Source organism: Meridianimaribacter flavus, assembly GCF_004366715.1.
In the GTDB taxonomy this organism is placed as follows: domain Bacteria; phylum Bacteroidota; class Bacteroidia; order Flavobacteriales; family Flavobacteriaceae; genus Gaetbulibacter_B; species Gaetbulibacter_B jejuensis.
The window spans coordinates 26,906-46,154 of sequence record NZ_SOQZ01000008.1; the positions used below are offsets into that span (position 1 = coordinate 26,906).

16 protein-coding genes are annotated in these 19,249 nt (G+C 32.8%); 7 read left to right on the forward strand and 9 right to left on the reverse strand.

Annotated features, from left to right (window positions below):
* Window positions 1–9 precede the first annotated feature (9 nt).
* From A8975_RS13745 to pheT, 4 genes are all read right to left on the reverse strand, one after another.
* Window positions 10–378, reverse strand: a complete 369-nt coding sequence (locus tag A8975_RS13745; protein WP_129761754.1) for a diacylglycerol kinase — start codon at window positions 376–378, stop codon at window positions 10–12.
* Between the two features lie 7 nt (window positions 379–385).
* A complete protein-coding gene (gene tpx, locus A8975_RS13750; RefSeq protein ID WP_129761755.1) occupies window positions 386–886 on the reverse strand; it encodes a thiol peroxidase in 501 nt (166 codons plus the stop codon).
* A gap of 92 nt (window positions 887–978) precedes the next feature.
* Window positions 979–1,800: a phosphatase PAP2 family protein gene (locus A8975_RS13755; protein WP_134201235.1), complete on the reverse strand. Its 822-nt coding sequence runs from the start codon at window positions 1,798–1,800 to the stop codon at window positions 979–981.
* Window positions 1,801–1,873: 73 nt separating this feature from the next.
* Complete coding sequence (gene pheT, locus A8975_RS13760; RefSeq protein ID WP_134201237.1) at window positions 1,874–4,300, reverse strand: phenylalanine--tRNA ligase subunit beta; 2,427 nt, start codon at window positions 4,298–4,300, stop codon at window positions 1,874–1,876.
* A gap of 241 nt (window positions 4,301–4,541) precedes the next feature.
* Here pheT and A8975_RS13765 point away from each other — a divergent pair, with 241 nt between their 5' ends.
* Window positions 4,542–5,771, forward strand: a complete 1,230-nt coding sequence (locus A8975_RS13765) for a peroxiredoxin family protein (protein WP_134201239.1) — start codon at window positions 4,542–4,544, stop codon at window positions 5,769–5,771.
* Here A8975_RS13765 and A8975_RS13770 read toward each other — a convergent pair.
* From A8975_RS13770 to A8975_RS13790, 5 genes are read right to left on the reverse strand one after another with little or no spacing between them, the layout of a single operon-like run.
* Entirely contained in the window at window positions 5,766–6,575 is an 810-nt protein-coding gene (locus A8975_RS13770) for a hypothetical protein (RefSeq protein WP_129761759.1), read from the reverse strand. The two genes, A8975_RS13765 and A8975_RS13770, sit on opposite strands and share 6 nt — an antisense overlap.
* Window positions 6,576–6,578: 3 nt before the next feature.
* Window positions 6,579–7,025, reverse strand: coding sequence for a 2-dehydro-3-deoxyphosphooctonate aldolase (locus A8975_RS13775; RefSeq protein ID WP_129761760.1), 447 nt, complete (start codon window positions 7,023–7,025; stop codon window positions 6,579–6,581).
* Window positions 7,026–7,037: 12 nt separating this feature from the next.
* The gene (locus tag A8975_RS13780; RefSeq protein ID WP_134201241.1) at window positions 7,038–8,906 is read right to left on the reverse strand and encodes a M1 family metallopeptidase; all 1,869 of its coding nucleotides are present in this window, start codon (window positions 8,904–8,906) and stop codon (window positions 7,038–7,040) included.
* Between the two features lie 9 nt (window positions 8,907–8,915).
* Window positions 8,916–9,152 carry a hypothetical protein gene (locus tag A8975_RS13785; protein ID WP_129761762.1) on the reverse strand — a complete coding sequence of 79 codons (237 nt, stop codon included), beginning with the start codon at window positions 9,150–9,152 and terminating at the stop codon, window positions 8,916–8,918.
* Window positions 9,145–9,600 (reverse strand): SRPBCC family protein, encoded by a 456-nt coding sequence (locus tag A8975_RS13790; protein ID WP_131509028.1) that lies wholly within the window; start codon window positions 9,598–9,600, stop codon window positions 9,145–9,147. Before A8975_RS13790 ends, A8975_RS13785 begins: the two co-directional genes overlap by 8 nt.
* A gap of 131 nt (window positions 9,601–9,731) precedes the next feature.
* Between A8975_RS13790 and A8975_RS13795 the strand changes: the two genes are divergently transcribed.
* From A8975_RS13795 to A8975_RS13820, 6 genes are all read left to right on the forward strand, one after another.
* Entirely contained in the window at window positions 9,732–11,717 is a 1,986-nt protein-coding gene (locus tag A8975_RS13795; RefSeq protein WP_134201243.1) for a peptidylprolyl isomerase, read from the forward strand.
* Between the two features lie 38 nt (window positions 11,718–11,755).
* Window positions 11,756–12,574 (forward strand): peptidyl-prolyl cis-trans isomerase, encoded by an 819-nt coding sequence (locus A8975_RS13800; RefSeq protein ID WP_134201279.1) that lies wholly within the window; start codon window positions 11,756–11,758, stop codon window positions 12,572–12,574.
* A complete protein-coding gene (locus tag A8975_RS13805) occupies window positions 12,537–13,988 on the forward strand; it encodes a peptidylprolyl isomerase (protein ID WP_134201245.1) in 1,452 nt (483 codons plus the stop codon). Before A8975_RS13800 ends, A8975_RS13805 begins: the two co-directional genes overlap by 38 nt.
* A gap of 1 nt (window position 13,989) precedes the next feature.
* Window positions 13,990–14,943, forward strand: coding sequence for an AAA family ATPase (locus A8975_RS13810; protein WP_134201247.1), 954 nt, complete (start codon window positions 13,990–13,992; stop codon window positions 14,941–14,943).
* Between the two features lie 59 nt (window positions 14,944–15,002).
* Window positions 15,003–16,115 carry an acyltransferase family protein gene (locus tag A8975_RS13815; RefSeq protein WP_134201249.1) on the forward strand — a complete coding sequence of 371 codons (1,113 nt, stop codon included), beginning with the start codon at window positions 15,003–15,005 and terminating at the stop codon, window positions 16,113–16,115.
* Window positions 16,116–16,380: 265 nt separating this feature from the next.
* Window positions 16,381–19,161 (forward strand): bifunctional aconitate hydratase 2/2-methylisocitrate dehydratase, encoded by a 2,781-nt coding sequence (locus A8975_RS13820; RefSeq protein WP_134201251.1) that lies wholly within the window; start codon window positions 16,381–16,383, stop codon window positions 19,159–19,161.
* Window positions 19,162–19,249 lie beyond the last annotated feature (88 nt).

Genomic DNA, 19,249 nt, shown 5'->3' on the forward strand with positions numbered 1-19,249 from the left:
TAATTAGTATTAAAACAACTTTGGGATATAAATCACTAAAGCGCCTATAATAGCTGTAACCGATGCGATAAAAACTGCACCAGCAGCTATGTCTTTTATTCTGCCAATTGACTTGTGATGTTCAGGATGAATAAAATCTGCAATATATTCAACAGCAGTATTAACACCTTCAATACTTATTACTAAACCAATAAACGCTATTTGAAATAACCATTCGGTAGTAGAAATATTAAAATAAAATCCAGCAGCAGTAACTAGAATTGCTACTACTATCTGAATTTTTATACTTGCTTCGGTTTTGATTAAGTAAGCAGCACCTTTATAGGCAAAACCTACGCTTTTTAATCTGTTTTGTAAAAAAGACTCTTTTTTGGGCATTTGTAAATTAAGATAAAGCGTCTAATGCAGCTTTGTAGTTAGGTTCGTCTACAATTTCAGCAACTTGCTCAGTATGTGTAACAACACCATCCGCATTGATTACTACAATACATCTAGAGTGTAAAGCTTCTAGTGGACCATCAGTAAAATCTAAGCCATAAGCTTTCCCAAAACTGCCATCTTTGTAATCAGATAAACTAATCACATTATCTAGTCCTTCAGCACCACAAAAACGTGATTGTGCAAAAGGTAAATCTTTAGAGATGCACAATACTTTAGTGTTGTTTAAGCTACTTGCTTCTTTGTTAAAAGTTCTTACAGATTGAGCACAAGTACCAGTATCAACACTTGGGAAGATGTTTAAAATTACATTGCTGCCTTTAAAATCATTTAACGATTTACTGCCTAAATCGTTTGTGGTAAGGGTGAAATCTGGAGCTTTAGAACCAACAGATGGTAAAGTTCCTGAAGTATGTATTGTATTTCCTTTTAAAGTTACGGTTGCCATAATATTGTGATTTTTTATTTATGCTAAAATTAATGATTATTTGAGGCTTAATCATTAAAAAAAGTATAATATTTTTAAAATTGAAGTTTAAATTAAAACGTACCTACTAAACCTATTTGGTTGGTACTGAATTTAATATTCCAGCTGATTTGTTTTTCTCTTTTAGGAGTGTTGTAAGCATTTTCATCGTTTAAAAACTTATCAATACTATCTACAACAACTATACTAACAATTGCACTAAAAGCAATGTCAGTAACCCAATGCGCATCATCAATAATTCTTGATATTGGAGGAATTGCTCCAACGGTATAAATACCTGCTTTGACCCAAGGGTTTTTAAATTGTTTGGCAATTGAATGTGCCATAGTTACAGAAAGAATAGTATGTCCCGAAGGAAAGGATCTAAAAGCCGCTTCTCCTGAAAAGGATTTAAAAGTGTAGTTGTCATAACCAGAACCAGGACGAGCTCTACCAATTGCAGCTTTACTAACAGTTTGTATTAAACCTGTAGTTATAGATGAAGATATGATTAAAACACTAGTTTTACGGACTTTTTCATTTTTAGTAAATATCCCAAACGCATATAAACCTGCATTTGCCATAAAGTAGTTTTGTGGACTACCAAAATACCAACCAAAATCTCTTAATGGTGTGGGAAAGTCGTCTTTATTGTTTAAAGCAAAGTCGCGAATAGGCTCATCCGCTAAACTAAGTGCAGCAGTACCTGCAACAAATAAACCAAGCTTTTCAAAATCTTTAGACTTCCAATGTAGCGGTCTAGTAAAAGAATGTCCTACACCTTTTAAAGTGTATTTAAAATCATGTTTTGCTAATTGCCATATTGAAGTAGAATCTTGCTCTTGTACATCAATAACAAGCTGCTGCGCTACAGAGTTGTTGTAGGTAAACAGCATTATAGCTAGAACTGTTATTACTTTAAATCTAAAAAGCACTTTCTTTATTACAATTAAGCGTGATGGTATTGTTTTATCTTAATTCGGCTCCAAGTTGCTTTTCAAAATTAGATTGCAGCTTGTTCATGATTTTGTCTATTTGCTTATCTGTAAGTGTTTTGTGCTCGTCTTGTAATGTAAAACTCACAGCATAACTCTTTTTACCTTTTGGAAGGTTTTTACCTTGATATACATCAAACAAATCAACATCTTTAAGAAGCTGTTTTTCAGTTTGCATAGCAATAGTATCTATTTGCTCAAAAGTAACATTGTCATCAAGTAACAACGCAAAATCTCGTCTTACTTCAGGGTATTTAGGAATGTCTTTAAAAGTAATGTTATTCTGTTTAACAGTTTCTATAATATTATCCCAATTAAAGTCAGCAAAAAGTACGCTTTGGGCTATTCCAAAATGTTTCAATACTTTTTTACCGATTAATCCAAATTCTACTAATTTGACTTTTCCTTTAGATAAGGAAATACCTTCACTAAAAACATCATTTTTAATAGGAGAAACTTTTAACGAAGTTATACCAAGACGTTCTAAAACAGCAGTAATAGTTCCTTTTAGGTAAAAGAAATCACTTTGTTGTATTGGAGCGTTCCAACGTTCAGTATTTCTGTTTCCGCTAACAAAAAGAGATAAGTGTTTGTGCTCTTCACGATTACCATTGTAGTTGTGATAAGTTTTACCAAACTCATATAATTTAAGGTTGTCTCTTTTTCTGTTGATGTTATGGCTTACAGCTTCTAAACCAGAAAACAGTAAGCTTTGACGCATAACGCTTAAATCGTTACTCAACGGATTAAGCATTTCTACATTATGCTCGTCGTTTAAGTTTTGCGTTAAAGCAATGTATTTAGGATTTGTAAGTGAATTTGCCATAATCTCATAAAAACCTTGAGCAGACAATTGATTACCTACAATATTTTGCAATTTATAATCTTCAAAACGCGATGAGTTCGAAATCGAAGCATTTAATTTTTCGGTAGTTTTAATGTTGTTGTAACCATAAACTCTCAAGATTTCTTCAATAACATCGGCTTCACGTTGTACGTCATTTCTATAGGCAGGAACTGTTAGTCCTAAGCCAGCTTCAGTAACGTTATTTACTTTAATGTCTAAGGACGTAAGTATTCTTTTGATGACTTCTTTAGGAATTTCCTCTCCAATAAGTTTTTTAGCGTTTTCAAAACTTAAACGTACCTGAAAATCTTCAATTTTATTTGGATACATGTCAATAACGTCACTCGTTATTTCACCACCAGCAATATCTTGAATTAATAGAGCAGCACGTTTTAGTGCATATTCAGTAATATTAGGGTCAATACCACGTTCAAACCTAAAAGAAGCATCAGTATTTAAACCGTGTCTTTTAGCAGTTTTTCGCACACTTACAGGATTGAAATAAGCACTTTCTAAAAAGATACTAGTTGTACTTTCGGTTACTCCAGATTCAATACCACCAAAAACACCAGCAATACACATAGGTTTTTCGGCATCACAAATCATTAAATCTTCTTCATGTAACTCGCGTTCTACTTCGTCTAAGGTTGTAAACTTTGTGCCTTTAGGAAGTGTTTTTACAATAACTTTATTTCCTGTAATCTTATTAGCATCAAAAGCATGTAAGGGTTGACCAAGTTCATGAAGTACATAGTTGGTGATATCTACAACATTGTTTTTTGGCGTTAAACCAATAGCTTTTAATCGGTTTTGTAACCAAGCAGGAGATGCTTCAACTTTTATTCCAGAAATTGTAACTCCGCAATAACGAGGAGCTAGTTCTTTATCATTAACTTCTACATCAACTTTTAAAGTTCTGCTATCTACATGAAATGCACTTACTGAAGGTGTTATCAACTCAAGGTTAATATCCTTTTGCAGTAAGCCAGCTTTAAGGTCTCTTGCAGTACCAAAATGACTCATTGCATCAGCTCTATTAGGAGTTAACCCAATTTCAAAAACATGGTCGTTTTCTACTTTGAAAATTTCAGAAGCTAATGCGCCTACCTTTATTTTCTCATCTAGAACTAAAATACCTTCATGAGACGATCCTAGACCAAGTTCATCCTCAGCGCAAATCATTCCGTGGCTTTCTTCACCTCTAATTTTTCCTTTTTTTATTTTCCAGGCTTCACCTTCGCTTGTGTAAAGTGTAGTTCCTATAGTAGCGACAGGTACTTTTTGACCAGCAGCAACATTAGGTGCTCCACAAACAATTTGTAAAGGCGTTTCTTCACCAATATTTACAGTAGTAACTTTTAGTCTGTCAGCATTTGGGTGTTGTACACAGGTAAGAACCTCTCCAACAACTATACCTTCAAGTCCGCCTTTAATAGATTGAAACGACTCAATACCTTCAACTTCCAAGCCTAAATCAGTTAGGAGTTCTCCAGTTTTTTCAGGACTCCAATCTGTTTTTATAAACTGCTTTAACCAATTATATGAAATCTTCATGTGATGTTTTAAATAGAATCGACAAAGATAAAACATTGCTGCAATGATTCAAATATTGCTAACTAATTTCTGTTTTTATTATTGTGAATAAGAAATTTGTAGTTAGTCACTTACTTTTTGGGTAATAATTGCTCTTATATAAAAGATTTTAGTCTGCTATTGAATTTTTTAATGCTCGATGTTTGTTTTTGTGTTGCACCTTGTTTTTCTTTGGAGAGTATATAATTAATCCATTTTATTTATGCAAAAATACCTCACTTTGCTACTTATATTGCTTATAGTGTCGTGTAAAGACAATCCTGAAAAGCTAAAAACAGGAAACTATAGAGCAACGCTTAAAGTCAATGACACTTTAAACTTACCGTTTAACTTTGAAGTAACTGCACCTAAGTCCATTAAAATATTTAATGCTGAAGAAGTTATTTTAGTAAATGAGATTACTTATGTTAATGACTCGGTAATTATTCAAATGCCAGTTTTTGACGCTTATTTAAAAGCAAAGATAGAAGGCGATATGCTTAAAGGATTTTATGTAAAAGAGGACTTGAATCGAGTAGTTGATTTTGAAGCGGAGTTTGGCAACTCTGAGCGATTTGCTACAAGTGAAAGAGGCTCTAAATATACAGTTGAAGGGAATTGGGAAACGGTTTTTAGCCCAAACTCTGAAGAAGATAAATACATAGCTAAAGGTGTTTTTAAGCAAGATGGAAATAAAGTAACAGGAACTTTTAGAACCACAACTGGCGATTACAGATATCTTGAAGGTGTTGTCAATGCTAATAAATTAAGTTTGTCAACCTTTGATGGAGCACACGCGTTTTTATTTACTGCTAAAGTAACTGATAGTACAATGGAAGGTATGTTTTACTCTGGAGCACATTGGAAAGAGCCTTTTATAGCAAAACGAAATGACACTTTTGAATTACCTGACGCTAACGATTTAACCTATTTAAAAGAAGGTTATGAAGCGTTGGAGTTTTCTTTTCCTGATGCATCAGGTGCAATGGTGTCTTTAGCTGATGAGCAGTTTAAAGATAAAGTGGTTGTGGTGCAAATTATGGGGAGCTGGTGTCCTAACTGTTTGGATGAAAGTAAATTTTATTCTGAATATTATAAGAACAATCAAGATAAAGATATTGCTTTTGTTGCACTTGCTTTTGAGTATGCTAAAACCGAAGAAAAAGCCTTTAATAGTATAAAACGATTACAAAACGATGTTGGGATTGAATATCCTATACTATTAGCACAATACGGAACGTCCAATAAAACCAAAGCGCAAGAAAAACTACCAATGTTAAACCATGTATTATCTTATCCAACATCCATTTTTATAGATAAAAAAGGAGCAGTAAGAAAAATTCATACAGGATTTAATGGTCCTGCTACAGGTGAAAAATATATTGAGTTTAAAACCGAGTTTGGCAGTTTTGTAAATGAGTTGTTAGCAGAAGACACTAAAATTATATTATAACTCTTCGTAGTTTATATAGACCGAAGTAGTGAGTTTTCCTTTTTTGTCAAAAATCTCTAATCGTTTAAGTTGGTCTTTTTCGTCATTTTTGGTTATAGAATAATATCCTTTTTTCTTAATAATTGTTATTCCATAATTTATGCCTCTAGCTTCAGTATGATATGTTTTTTTAATAACTCTATGAGCTATTTCTTGAGTTTCGGTTTGTAGTTCTAAGTTGCCTTTATTGTTGGTTTTGAAGTATTTTTTAGTTTTTCCATCATCTGAATAAATAAACTTTTCAATTTTAATTATGTCTTGGTTAACATTATACCAATGTCTTTGTGTAACTTCACCATGCTTGTTATAGTTGGCCTCAAAGCTTAAATAATAGTTGCCGTTTTTTTTATTATAAAGTTTAGTATTGTTACCAAACTCATCATAAGTTCTTTTTTGGTCATTTAGAGTGTCACCTTTTCTTATTTGGTAATAATTAGTTCTGTTACCTTTGTCATCATATAGATAGACTATGTAATCTAATGTGTCTTTTTCAGAAGTAATTATTGCTGATACATATTTCTTATCAGTATCTATTAATGTTACTGTTTTAGAACCTTTGTCTAAAGCTGAAGAAAGTGTATTGGTATTATGTAGGACATTCCAATTTTCATCGTAATATGTAACAAGCTTTCTGTGTTCAAGGGTGTCTTTCTTTTTATAAACAGTCGATAATATTGTTTTTATATGCTTTGTGCCTTCAGGATAATCTTGTGAAAAAGATGTTTTGAAAATAAATAATACACAACAAAAAAGTAGTAGTCTCATAGTTTATTTTCTTAACCCAAACCCTTTAGGCGCTTTTAGTTTTGAGGAATCATACATGTTTATATATATTGAGACAGTATCCTTTGAACCTTCCCAAGTCACTCTGTAATTGTCTAACATAGCATGACCCATTATTCCATTTTCACTTTTTACAGGACAGCAGCTTCCTGCTCTGTAATAAGAAACGGTTTCACCATTTGGTCCTGTTAAGGCATTAAGGTATCTGCGTTCATTCATCGGACCTTCATTTTCACTCACTCCTCCAACTTCAACAGCATTTTTAGGGGAATATCCATAACTGTCATCGGTTGAAATTTCAGTCACCAAAAACATATATTCGTTAACTAAAATTTGAGCTTGATTTTTAGAAGTTTCCTTTATTGCACTTTTGGATGAAGAGCAAGCAATTGTAGCAATGCAAACTAAAATGAGTAAAACAATTTTTTTCATTCTATACTTTTTTTATTCAGGACTATAACCTAGTAGCTTGTCAATTGTACCAGCAGTAACCGAGTGGTAATTAGGTCTTGCTTTTTTGTAAATAACAAGAGCTTCATCAACTCTGTTGGCATTCTTAAACGCTCTAAATAGTGTTTCAACATACCAACGTCTTCCTACACGAGTTAAAAAGCTGTCAATGTTTTTGTCTACATTATTGTTGTGGTAATTGTGTTTTATGGCTTGCTCAAACCATACCATAGCTATGTGCGAATTGCTTGCGTTTGAAAAATCAAAAGCATTATCAAGCATTGCTAATTGGTCTGTGGTGATGTCTTCAGGTAAATTTCTCACAAAGTGAACCCATTCTTGTGTAGTCCATTCCTTTGTAACTGAATCTTCAACTGAATTTTGATCTAAATATTTTTGAAGTGTTGCTTCAACGTTATTAAATTTATCTGATACAATTTTAGATTGATTATCAGGAACACCTGGTTGATAAATCCATTCTTCAACATTAAAAGTGATATTGTTTTTTTGTAACAAGTTAGTATTAAGATACTCTACAAAATCTTCGGTTGTAAGTGTAGAAAAAGCATGTGTGTTAAAATAGTCTTTAATGAACGCATCAAATTTTTCTCTTCCTACGGTTTCTTCTAGCGTTCTTAAAAACAAATAACCTTTATCGTAAGCGATACTGTTCATGCCATCATCAGGATTTTGTCCTTTTAAATCGAGTTTTAGTTTTGTGGCTTCAGGAGTATCTTTTAAAGCTTCAATTTCTTCGGTAAGATCTTGTCTTCCTATGAGTGCAATCATATTTGCTCTGTCTTTTCCATAAAGTGCTTCCATGATTCTTATTTCAAAATAAACTGTAAAACCTTCGTTAAGCCAAAAGTCGTTCCATGTAGCATTGGTTACTAAATTACCAGACCAAGAGTGTGCTAATTCATGAGCGATTAAAGAGGTTAAGCTTTTATCTCCCGCAATTACTGTAGGTGTAGCAAAAGTAAGTCTTGGGTTTTCCATACCACCAAAAGGAAAACTAGGAGGTAGGACAATAACATCAAACTGATCCCAGTCATATGTTCCATATAAATTTTCAGCAGCTGCAACCATGTTTTCCATATCAGAAAACTCATAGTGAGCAGCTTCAATCATAGATTTTTCTGCATAAACTCCTGTTCTGTCGCTAACTGGTTTGTATTCAATGTCACCTACAGCTAAAGCTATAAGGTAAGGCGATATGGCTTGTTTCATTTTAAAATGATAAACGCCATCTTTGGTCTTTTCTTTTGGGTTTTCGGCACTCATTACTGCCATTAACTCAACTGGCACTTTTACTGTAGCATCATAAGTAATTCTAACTTGAGGACTGTCTTGAATTGGTATCCAAGTGCGTGTTAATATGGCTTGACCTTGAGTGAATAAAAATGGATGATTTTTGTCAGCTGTTTGTTGAGGACTAAGCCATTGTAACGCTTCTGTTTTGTTGGTAGTATTGTAATTAATACTAATGGTTTTAGTGTCTTCTTTAATAGTGATAGTAAGAGGTTTACCAAGTTGCTCATTAAATTCACCTAATGAAAACTCGGTTGGTTGTCCATCAGCTAAAACCGATTGTACTTCAAGGTATTTAGTGTCTAATACAATGGTGTTAGAGTTATTGTTTTTTATATCATAAGTAGCGGTTCCTGAAACTCTTTCAGTATTAAAGTCTACTTCAATGTCTAAATTTAAATGTGTTATTACTGCTTTGTTAGGTTGAGCAAAAGAGTGTGGTTCTTCAACGTAAGTCTTGGTAGGTTCTTGTGCTTGTTCTGGCACTTTTTCATTTTTGCAATTTGTAAACAAAGCAAGTACTGTAGATAATAGTAAAAAGGTTTTTTTCATGGGTAAATATTAATTATTGTACACTTGACCTCTATGAGGTTTTAGTGCGTCTCTTACAGGTTTCATGTTGTTTTCGTCTATAACTAAAAATGCAATTGCATGCATGTCGTTAATGGCTTCAAAACCTGTTATTGTAACGTTAAGTTTTTGAATGTTAATATATTCTTTTAAGTGAATTTCATGGTGCTTAGCAGTTTGCAGTGCAGCTGGACCTCTAAAATCCCAAATGAGTTTTAGTTTACGCATTGGCAACAGATGTTCCGTTTTCAACAAAATTTTTAAAATCTTGCATGTAGAGTAACGATTGTTTTTTAAACGCTTTTGGCATAAGTTTAGTCATAATTTTCATAAAGAAGTTTAAAGGGATAAACTCACTTTTAGATGTCCAAATAGTATGGCCTTCGCTATTTTCTTTAAAGTAATTTTCCTGGATGTTATTCATGCTATTGGTAGCATAAGTTGCATGAAATTCATGAGGTAGGTTTCTATAAGTAATGGTTTCAATAAGCTCCATATCTCGTTTACCCATTTTGTATTTCAGCTTCATTTTTGCACCAAATTCTCCAGGAGTACCCGAAATATGTTCGGCAGATACCAAACCACGTTGCCAATGTTTAAGGTTTTCAGGATTGTCTAGTTTTCTGATAACCGTATCAATAGGACTTTCAATAATGATTTCGGTAGTATACTTCATGATAGTATAATTTATACGGACTAAATATAGTTAGTTTTTTTAAGTAAAATGTAAAAGTGATGTAAAAGCATGTTGTTTAATATTCTAATTGTTTTATTTTTGCTCAAATCACATAATAGACTACTAAATTTATGAATTTAAAGTTATTTGTACTGTCTGCTTTTTTTTGTTTCACAGCATTTAGTGTTGCCCAAACAAATAAGCAAGATGTATTGTTTACAGTTGATGGAGATCCTGTAAAAGCATCAGAGTTTATTAGAGTTTACAATAAAAACCTTGAATTGGTAAAAGACGAATCTCAAAAAGATGTAGATGAGTATTTAAAATTGTTTATCAATTATAAGCTTAAGATAAAAGAAGCAAAACGATTAGGATTAGATGAGAATGCTAATTATAAAAGAGAATTTTTAAACTATAAAAAACAACTTACCAAAAACTATTTAACCGATAATAAAGTAACTGATGCTTTAGTTAAAGAGGCTTATGATCGTTTGGCTTACGATGTAAAAGTATCTCATATTTTATTCAGGTTTGATGCTTCAAATACTGATACTACTGCTGTTTACAACGACTTGTTAGAGCTTAGAAAACGTGCACAAAAAGAAGGTTTTGAAACGGTTTTTAACGATTTAAATGCTAACTACAAGCAGCAAAACTCACGAGCGTTAAATTATAAAGGTTACGAAACTTACGCTGAGCATTTAGGCTATTTTTCGGCATTTAAAATGGTTTACGATTTTGAAAATGTAGCTTACAATACAAATGTTGGAGAGGTATCGATGCCATTTAGAAGTAGTTTTGGATATCATATTTTAAAGGTAGAAGACAAGAGACCATCAAGAGGAGAGGTTACAGTTAAGCATATAATGGTGTCAAACAAGCAAATGGATTCTACTTTAAAACCAGAAGTACGTATCAACGAACTATATAAAAAGATTGAACAAGGAGAGAGTTTTGAAATGTTGGCTAAGCAATTTTCGGACGATAAAAGTTCATCAGGAAAAGGAGGATTGTTATCACCATTTAAAAGCGGTCAATTAAGCTCAACAGCTTTTGAAGATGGTGCATTTGCTCTTAAAAATGCTGGTGATATTTCTGAGCCTTTTCAATCAGAATACGGTTGGCACATAGTTAAGCTAGTGGATAAAAAACCGTTAGATGCTTTTGATGTTATGAAACCTGAATTAGAACAAAGGGTTAAGCGCGATTCTCGTTCAGCATTAATAAATACAGCATTAACCGAAAAATTGAAATCCAGTTACAAGATTACTGAAAACGAAAAAGCCTTAACTTATTTTGAAACCTTAATTGTTGATGACTTTTTCAAAGGCGCTTGGAATGTTCCTTCAGGTTTTGATGCTAAGAAAAACTTTCTAGTTATAGGAAATACTGAGTTTAGTTATGGCGATTTTGCTAACCATCTTAAAAGTGTACAAAGAGGATATTTAGGGAAAAATGTTTCACCAAAAGATGTTATTTTAAAAGAATACAATGCTTTTTTAGATGCTAACCTTATTAAATACAGAGAAGATAATCTTGAGTTTGAAGATGAAAATTTTGCATTTATTTTAAACGAATACAGAGATGGATTGTTATTGTTTGACCTTATGGAAAAACAAGTGTGGAATGCAGCAGTAAAAGATACTGTTGGGCTTGAGGCTTATTACAATAAAAATTCTTCAAACTACGTTTGGGAAAATAGAATTGATGGAGTAGTTGCAACTGCTGCAAAAAAGAAAGATGTTTCTAAAGTGATAGACCTTTTTAAAGCTGGTAAAACTGTGGATGAGATAAATACTCAACTTAATACTGATAAAGAACAAAAAGTGATTTTTACAAGAGGTATTATGGACACACAACACCAATCTTTACCAAAAGATTTTGAATACAAAGAAGGACTTTCAAAAATTTACAATTACAATGGAGCTTACCATGTTATAAAAGTAGATAAAGTGCTTCCTAAGAGTACAAAAACTTTTGAAGAGGCAAAAGGTATGGTTATAAGCGATTATCAAAACTACATTGAACAAAACTGGTTACAAAGCCTAAATAAAACTTATAAAGTAGAAGTAGATAATGCTGTTTTAGAAAAGGTAAAATCTCAAATTTTAAACTAGTTTTGATTAAACGTTTTAGCGTTATTATATTAACTTTTGTGTGTGTTTTGTCTTGTGATTTTTTTAAAAAGACAGAAGATAGAACTCCTATAGCTCGTGTTAACGAAACCTATCTTTATGAGGAAGATATAAAAGATTTAGTGGCTGAAGGAACTTCGGTAGAAGATAGCACGCTATTAGTTAACAACTACATTACACGTTGGGCAACCCAATTATTGTTGGTTGAAGGTGCTGAACGTAACTTGCCTGAAACCACACAAAATAATTTCAATAAATTAGTAAGTCAATATAAAAAGGACTTGTTTACGAAAGCCTATTTAGATGCTTTAGTAAAGAAAAATATTGATACAACAGTAAGTCAGTCTGAAGCTGATACAGTGTATTCAAAAAACAAGGAAACATTTAAGCTTAACGAAGAGCTTGTAAAGTTTAGATATATAAATATTCCTCAAAACGCAATTAATCTTGACGATATAGAAACGCGCTTTAAACGTTTTGATGCTAATGATAAAAGATATTTAGATTCTATTTCGGTTCAGTTTAAATCCTACTCGTTAAACGACTCTGTTTGGGTAAAAACCTCACAAGTTATTGAGAAGGTACCAGTTTTAAATGCAGAGAATAAAAAAGAACTGTTAAAAAAATCTAATTTTTTACAACTCAAAGATTCATTACACCTATATTTGATGCAAATTAATGATGTATTACTGCAAAATGATTATGCTCCATTAGAGTATGTAAAACCTACCATTAATCAAATAATAATAAACAAAAGGAAGTTAGAGCTTATAAAGCAACTTGAAAAAGATATTACCAAAGATGCAATTAAAAACAATCAATTTGAAATTTTTAACTAATACAAAGTTTCTGTTTACAGTAACAACACTGCTTGGATTTACATTTGCCAATGCTCAAGAAATTATCGAAGAAAAAGAAGAGGTAAAGTCTGTAGATACTGTTAATACTGCTAACCAACGTAAAAAAATAGATGGTGTAGCAGCAGTAGTTGGAGACTATGTGGTGTTAGACTCCGATTTAGACAAAGAAATCATTCAGTTACAACAAAGAGGAGTTTCAGCTAGCGAAATGCCTTCACGCTGTCAGTTGTTTGGTAAGCTGCTAGAAGATAAACTGTATGCACATCATGCTATTCAAGATAGTATTGTGGTAAATGAGTTGGAAATCCGTTCTAACATCGACCAGCAAATGAGCTATTTAATGGAGCAAATTGGTTCAATGGAAGAGATTTTAAAATTCTATAATAAAGACTCTGAAGAAAGCCTAAGAGAAGAAATTTTTGAAATCAACAAAAACGGAAAGCTTGCAATGGAAATGCAGCGTAAAATTGTTGAAGATATTGAAGTAACTCCAGAAGAAGTACGTGAGTATTTCAACGAAATCCCTGAAGAGGAACGACCAATTTTTGGTACAGAATTAAAAGTGGCTCAAATAGTAGTGATCCCTAAAGTATCTGAAGAGGAAAAACAAAAGGTAATTGACAGATTAAGAGAATTTAAAGCTGATGTTATCGAAAATGGAGCGAGTTTTACAACAAAAGCTGTATTTTATTCTGATGATGTTGCCTCTCGTAAAGATGGTGGTAAATACTCTTTAAATAAGAAAAGACCTCAAATGGTAAAAGAGTTTAGAGATGTTGCTTTCTCTTTACAGGAAGGTGAAATTTCTGAGCCTTTTGAAACCGATTTTGGATACCATATCATTTACCTTGAAAAAATTAGAGGTCAAATTTACGATGTAAGACACATTCTTTTACGTCCTGAAATTACGCAAGAAGCAGTTCAAGAAGCTAAAGATAAAATAGAATTAATTAGACAACGTATAGTTGATGGCGAAATCACTTTTGCTGATGCAGCAAGAGAAATGAGTGATGAAAAAGAAACCAGACAAGATGGTGGACAGCTAATTAATCCAAAAACTCAAGATTTCAATTTTGAGTTAACTAAAATGGATCCTGAATTATATACTCAAATTCAAAACCTAAAAGACAACGAAATAAGTTTAGTGTATCAAGATGAAGATAGAGTAAACCGTATTAAGTTTAAAATATTGACGGTTACTGATAGAATTGATGAGCACAAAGCCGATTTTGCTAAAGACTACTTGAAAATTAAAAGTTTAGCTGAACAAGACAAGCAGTACAAAGCAATTGACAAGTGGCTAGATGAAAAAATATTGGATACTTACATAAAAGTTAATGGTGAATATAGAGATTGTGAATTTAGCAGCAATTGGTTAAAAAAAGAAGAATAATATGTCTGACGTAGCAGCTGTAGAACAGTTTGTAAAAAAATATCAAGCCCTAAAAAGTGAAATAGCCAAAGTAATTATTGGTCAAGACGAAGTAGTAAACCAAATCTTGATTTCGATATTTTCAGGAGGACACTCTTTATTGATAGGAGTTCCTGGTTTAGCTAAAACGTTAATGGTAAATACCATTGCTCAAGCTTTAGGATTAGATTTCAAACGTATACAGTTTACACCAGATTTAATGCCAAGTGATATTCTTGGAAGTGAAATTCTTGATGAAAACCGTCAGTTTAAATTCATAAAAGGACCTATTTTCGCTAACATTATTCTTGCTGATGAGATTAACCGTACACCTCCAAAAACGCAAGCTGCTTTATTAGAAGCAATGCAAGAGCGTGCAGTAACGGTTGCAGGTCATCATTACAAACTAAATTTACCATACTTTGTATTAGCAACACAAAACCCAATTGAGCAAGAAGGAACTTATCCTTTACCAGAAGCGCAATTAGACCGTTTTATGTTTGCAATCAATCTAGAATATCCATCTTTTGCTGAAGAAGTTGAAGTGGTAAAAGCCACTACAACTGATGTTGCTAAAACAGTAAACGCTTTATTTACTGCTCAAGAAATTATAGATTTTCAAAATTTAATACGTCGTATTCCTGTTGCTGATAACGTTATAGAATATGCTGTTGGTATGGTTGGCAAAACGAGACCAAATGCATCAATAGCTTCTGATTTGGTTAAGGAGTTTGTAGATTGGGGAGCAGGACCAAGAGCGTCTCAAAACTTAATTCTTGCTGCAAAAACACATTCTGCAATACACGGAAAATTCTCTCCAGATATTGAAAATGTTCAAGCTGTTGCTACGGGTATTCTTAGACATAGAATTATTAAAAACTACAAAGCCGAAGCTGAAGGTGTTACCGACGAGCAAATTATAAAAAGCTTGTTCTAATTCAATTCACTTCAATTATCCAGTAAATTGCTTATTTTTAAAAAGAATAAGCGGCTTTAATGCGTTCCAAAAGAATTTATGGTTTAGATGTTATTAGGTCTATTGCTATCAGTTTGGTAGTAATATCGCATTGTACATTTTTATTTTATACAGAGACCAATAACCCAATTATACTTTTTACAAGAACTTTAGGAGCTGTAGGAGTAGATTTATTCTTTGTGCTCAGTGGTTATTTAATTGGTGGCCTGCTGCTGAAAAATATTGAGTCTGGTAAGACTTCATTTTCTGATTTAATAACCTTCTGGAAAAGACGTTGGCTTAGGACATTGCCTAATTACTTTTTGGTATTAGTGCTTAATGTCGTTTTACTACTAATTCTTGGTGATGTTTTACCTAAAACCTTATGGCTTTACATTCCGTTTTTACAAAACTTTATAAATCCACATCCTGATTTTTTTACAGAAGCTTGGAGCTTATCCATTGAAGAGTATGCTTATTTACTACTTCCTTTTTTGCTGTATCTGTCTTTTTTTATGTTTAAAAAACAGCATAAGCAATTGTTTTTAAAGGTGACGCTCATTATGATAATTGCGCTTTTCGCTTTCAAAATAAGTTACTATTACAATGCTAATGTTACTAGTTATAAAGATTGGAGCTCAGGGTTTAGAAAAGTAGTGTTATATCGAATGGATGCTATCTATTTTGGGTTTTTATTAGTCTATATAATGAATACTTATATTACGTTTTTTAAACAAAACCAAAAAATCTGTATTGGTATCGCATGTGCTGTTTTTGGAGGAACTCATCTCTTGATTTACCATTATAGTTTGCTGCCTCAAACGCATTTAGTTTTTTATGTGTTTTTTTATTTGCCTTTAGTACTGCTGAGTTGTGCTTTGTTATTTCCGTATTGTATTCAATTAAAACAACATAAGGTTTTTGACAAGGTCTTTTACTTTTTAAGTACACGATCGTATGCTATTTATTTGGTGAATTATTCTTTGATTCTGCTAAGTATTCAAAGGAGTTTTAAAATAGAGCAACTAGTTTTTTTTGAAAAAGGTTTACTGTTGCTTTTGTACTTGGTATTAACTTTAAGTATGTCGCAAATAATCTATGCGTTTTTTGAACGACCAATATTATTTTATAGAGATAAACATGTGGGTAATTAGGTTGTTCGACAGAAAAAACTACAATAAAGACTCATTCTAAATAAGGTGAATTGTTAAATTTTTATTCAACTAATAATTTAAAAGCTAATTTTTTACCTTAAACGTTGTTTTGTTATTGTTTCGTGGTTTATTTTCAAAGAAAATGCAATTTCGTTGCATATTTTAAAATGCATATTAAAATTCGTAATTTTGCTGTCTGTTTTAAATAAAGTAATGCTTATGGGCATTACGTTTTTTTACAATAATAAAATATATATAAACATATATGCAAACATACAACGACTACCTTAAAGAAATTGAAGCTCGTAAACTTCAAGGATTACATCCAAAGCCTATTGATGGCGCAGAATTATTAAGCGAAATTATAGCGCAAATAAAAGATGAAAATAACGAGCATAGAAAAGATTCTTTAAACTTTTTTATATATAACGTTTTACCAGGTACTACAAGTGCTGCACGTGTAAAAGCAGACTTTTTAAAAGAAATTATTTTAGGTGAAACTAAAGTAGAAGAAATTACTTCAGAATTTGCTTTCGAGCAATTATCTCACATGAAAGGAGGACCATCTGTAGAAGTACTTTTGGATTTAGCTTTAGGTGAAGATAAAGCAATTGCTGAAGCTGCAGCTAAAGTATTAAAAACACAAGTATTTTTATACGAAGCAGATACCGAGCGTTTAGAACAAGCAATGAAATCTGGTAGCGCAATTGCAAAAGAGATAATCGAGAGCTATGCACAAGCAGAATTTTTTACAAAACTTCCAGGAGTTCAAGAAGAAATTCAAGTAGTAACTTATGTTGCTGGTGTTGGTGATATTTCAACAGATTTATTATCACCAGGTGCAGATGCGCACTCAAGATCAGATCGTGAGTTACATGGTCAATCTATCTTTGAGCATAACAAAGAGATGCAACAAGAAGTGTTAGCTTTAAAAGAGCAACATCCAGATAAACGTATTATGCTTATTGCAGAAAAAGGAACAATGGGTGTAGGATCTTCTCGTATGTCTGGTGTAAATAACGTGGCATTATGGACAGGAATTCCTTCGTCACCTTATGTACCATTTATAAATATTGCACCTGTAATCGCTGGAACAAATGGTATTGCACCAATCTTCTTAACTACAGTTGGTGTAACAGGAGGAATAGGAATTGACCTTAAAAACTGGGTAAAACAAAAAGACGAAAACGGTAACACAGTTGTAGATGCAGATGGAGAACCTATTTTAAAAGAGGTTTATTCTGTAAAAACGGGTACGGTTTTAACGATCAATACAAAAGAGAAAAAATTATATAACGGAGACCAAGAACTTAAAGATATTTCTACAGCATTAACACCACAAAAAATGGAGTTTATCAAAGCTGGTGGATCTTACGCTGTGGTTTTTGGTAAAAAATTACAAACCTTTGCTTGTAAAGCTTTAGGTATCGAAATTCCTCAAGTGTACGCAGCTTCTAAAGAAATTACTTTAGAAAACCAAGGGTTAACAGCAGTAGAAAAAATCTTTAATAAAAACGCTGTTGGTACGACACCAGGAAAAACATTACATGCTGGATCTAACGTTCGTGTAGAAGTAAACATTGTAGGTTCTCAAGATACTACAGGTTTAATGACGTCTCAAGAATTAGAAATGATGGCAGCAACGGTAATTTCACCAATTGTAGATGCTGGTTACCAATCTGGTTGTCATACAGCTTCAGTTTGGGATGATAAATCAAAAGCTAATATTCCGCGTTTAATGAAGTTTATGAACGATTTCGGTTTAATTACTGGTCGTGATCCTAAAGGTCATTATCACGCAATGACAGACGTAATTCATAAAGTATTAAACGATATTACGGTAGACGATTGGGATATCATTATTGGTGGAGATTCGCATACGCGTATGTCTAAAGGTGTTGCTTTTGGTGCCGATTCTGGTACTGTAGCATTAGCTTTAGCAACTGGTGAAGCTACAATGCCAATTCCAGAGTCTGTAAAAGTAACGTTTAAAGGAAACATGAGAAGCTTCATGGATTTTCGCGATGTGGTACATGCAACGCAACAACAAATGTTAAAGCAATTTGATGGAGAAAACGTATTCCAAGGTCGTGTTATCGAAGTACACATTGGTACATTAACATCAGATCAAGCCTTTACATTTACAGATTGGACTGCAGAGATGAAAGCGAAAGCGTCTATCTGTATTTCGGAAGAAGAAACCTTAATCGAATCTTTAGAAATTGCTAGAGATCGTATCCAAATCATGATTAAAAAAGGTATGGATAACGAAAAGCAAATGTTACAAGGGTTAGTAGATAAAGCAAACAGCAGAATAGAAGAGCTTAAATCAGGTTCTAAACCAGCATTAAAGCCAGATGCAGATGCTAAATATTATGCAGAAGTGGTTATCGATTTAGATGAAATCGCAGAACCAATGATTGCAGATCCAGATGTAAACAACGAAGATCCTTCAAGACGTTATACTCACGATACAATACGTCCATTATCTTACTATGGAGGAACTAAAAAAGTAGATTTAGGTTTCGTTGGATCATGTATGGTACATAAAGGTGATATGAAAATTTTAGCGCAAATGCTAAAAAATATCGAAGCTCAACACGGTAAGGTAGAATTTAAAGCGCCATTAGTTGTAGCGCCACCAACATACAATATTGTTGATGAATTAAAAGCTGAAGGAGATTGGGAAGTATTACAAAAGTACTCAGGATTCGAGTTTAACGACGACGCACCGAAAGCAGCTGCACGTACTAAATATGAAAACATGTTGTATTTAGAACGTCCTGGTTGTAACCTTTGCATGGGTAACCAAGAAAAAGCTGAGCCTGGAGATACAGTAATGGCTACATCTACACGTTTATTCCAAGGTCGTGTAGTAAAAGATGCCGATGGTAAAAAAGGTGAATCATTATTGTCATCAACACCAGTTGTAGTATTATCAACTATTCTTGGTCGTACGCCAACTATGGAAGAATATGAAGCTGCAGTAGATGGTATCGTATTAACTAAGTTTAAGCCATCTCAAAAGCAATTAGTGATGGCGTAACAGTCATAACAATATATATTCAAAAGCCCGAATTTTTAATTCGGGCTTTTTTATTAACCTTTTTTTATGATAGTTTGAGTTGAATTTT

What these genes read in the sequence shown, in the direction of transcription:
- A8975_RS13745 (WP_129761754.1), bottom strand. Translation starts at nt 378, where the DNA reads ATGCCCAAAAAAGAGTCTTTTTTACAAAACAGATTAAAAAGCGTAGGT.
- tpx (WP_129761755.1), bottom strand. Translation starts at nt 886, where the DNA reads ATGGCAACCGTAACTTTAAAAGGAAATACAATACATACTTCAGGAACT.
- A8975_RS13755 (WP_134201235.1), bottom strand. Translation starts at nt 1,800, where the DNA reads ATGCTGTTTACCTACAACAACTCTGTAGCGCAGCAGCTTGTTATTGAT.
- pheT (WP_134201237.1), bottom strand. Translation starts at nt 4,300, where the DNA reads ATGAAGATTTCATATAATTGGTTAAAGCAGTTTATAAAAACAGATTGG.
- A8975_RS13765 (WP_134201239.1), top strand. Translation starts at nt 4,542, where the DNA reads ATGCAAAAATACCTCACTTTGCTACTTATATTGCTTATAGTGTCGTGT.
- A8975_RS13770 (WP_129761759.1), bottom strand. Translation starts at nt 6,575, where the DNA reads ATGAGACTACTACTTTTTTGTTGTGTATTATTTATTTTCAAAACATCT.
- A8975_RS13775 (WP_129761760.1), bottom strand. Translation starts at nt 7,025, where the DNA reads ATGAAAAAAATTGTTTTACTCATTTTAGTTTGCATTGCTACAATTGCT.
- A8975_RS13780 (WP_134201241.1), bottom strand. Translation starts at nt 8,906, where the DNA reads ATGAAAAAAACCTTTTTACTATTATCTACAGTACTTGCTTTGTTTACA.
- A8975_RS13785 (WP_129761762.1), bottom strand. Translation starts at nt 9,152, where the DNA reads ATGCGTAAACTAAAACTCATTTGGGATTTTAGAGGTCCAGCTGCACTG.
- A8975_RS13790 (WP_131509028.1), bottom strand. Translation starts at nt 9,600, where the DNA reads ATGAAGTATACTACCGAAATCATTATTGAAAGTCCTATTGATACGGTT.
- A8975_RS13795 (WP_134201243.1), top strand. Translation starts at nt 9,732, where the DNA reads ATGAATTTAAAGTTATTTGTACTGTCTGCTTTTTTTTGTTTCACAGCA.
- A8975_RS13805 (WP_134201245.1), top strand. Translation starts at nt 12,537, where the DNA reads ATGCAATTAAAAACAATCAATTTGAAATTTTTAACTAATACAAAGTTT.
- A8975_RS13810 (WP_134201247.1), top strand. Translation starts at nt 13,990, where the DNA reads ATGTCTGACGTAGCAGCTGTAGAACAGTTTGTAAAAAAATATCAAGCC.
- A8975_RS13815 (WP_134201249.1), top strand. Translation starts at nt 15,003, where the DNA reads ATGCGTTCCAAAAGAATTTATGGTTTAGATGTTATTAGGTCTATTGCT.
- A8975_RS13820 (WP_134201251.1), top strand. Translation starts at nt 16,381, where the DNA reads ATGCAAACATACAACGACTACCTTAAAGAAATTGAAGCTCGTAAACTT.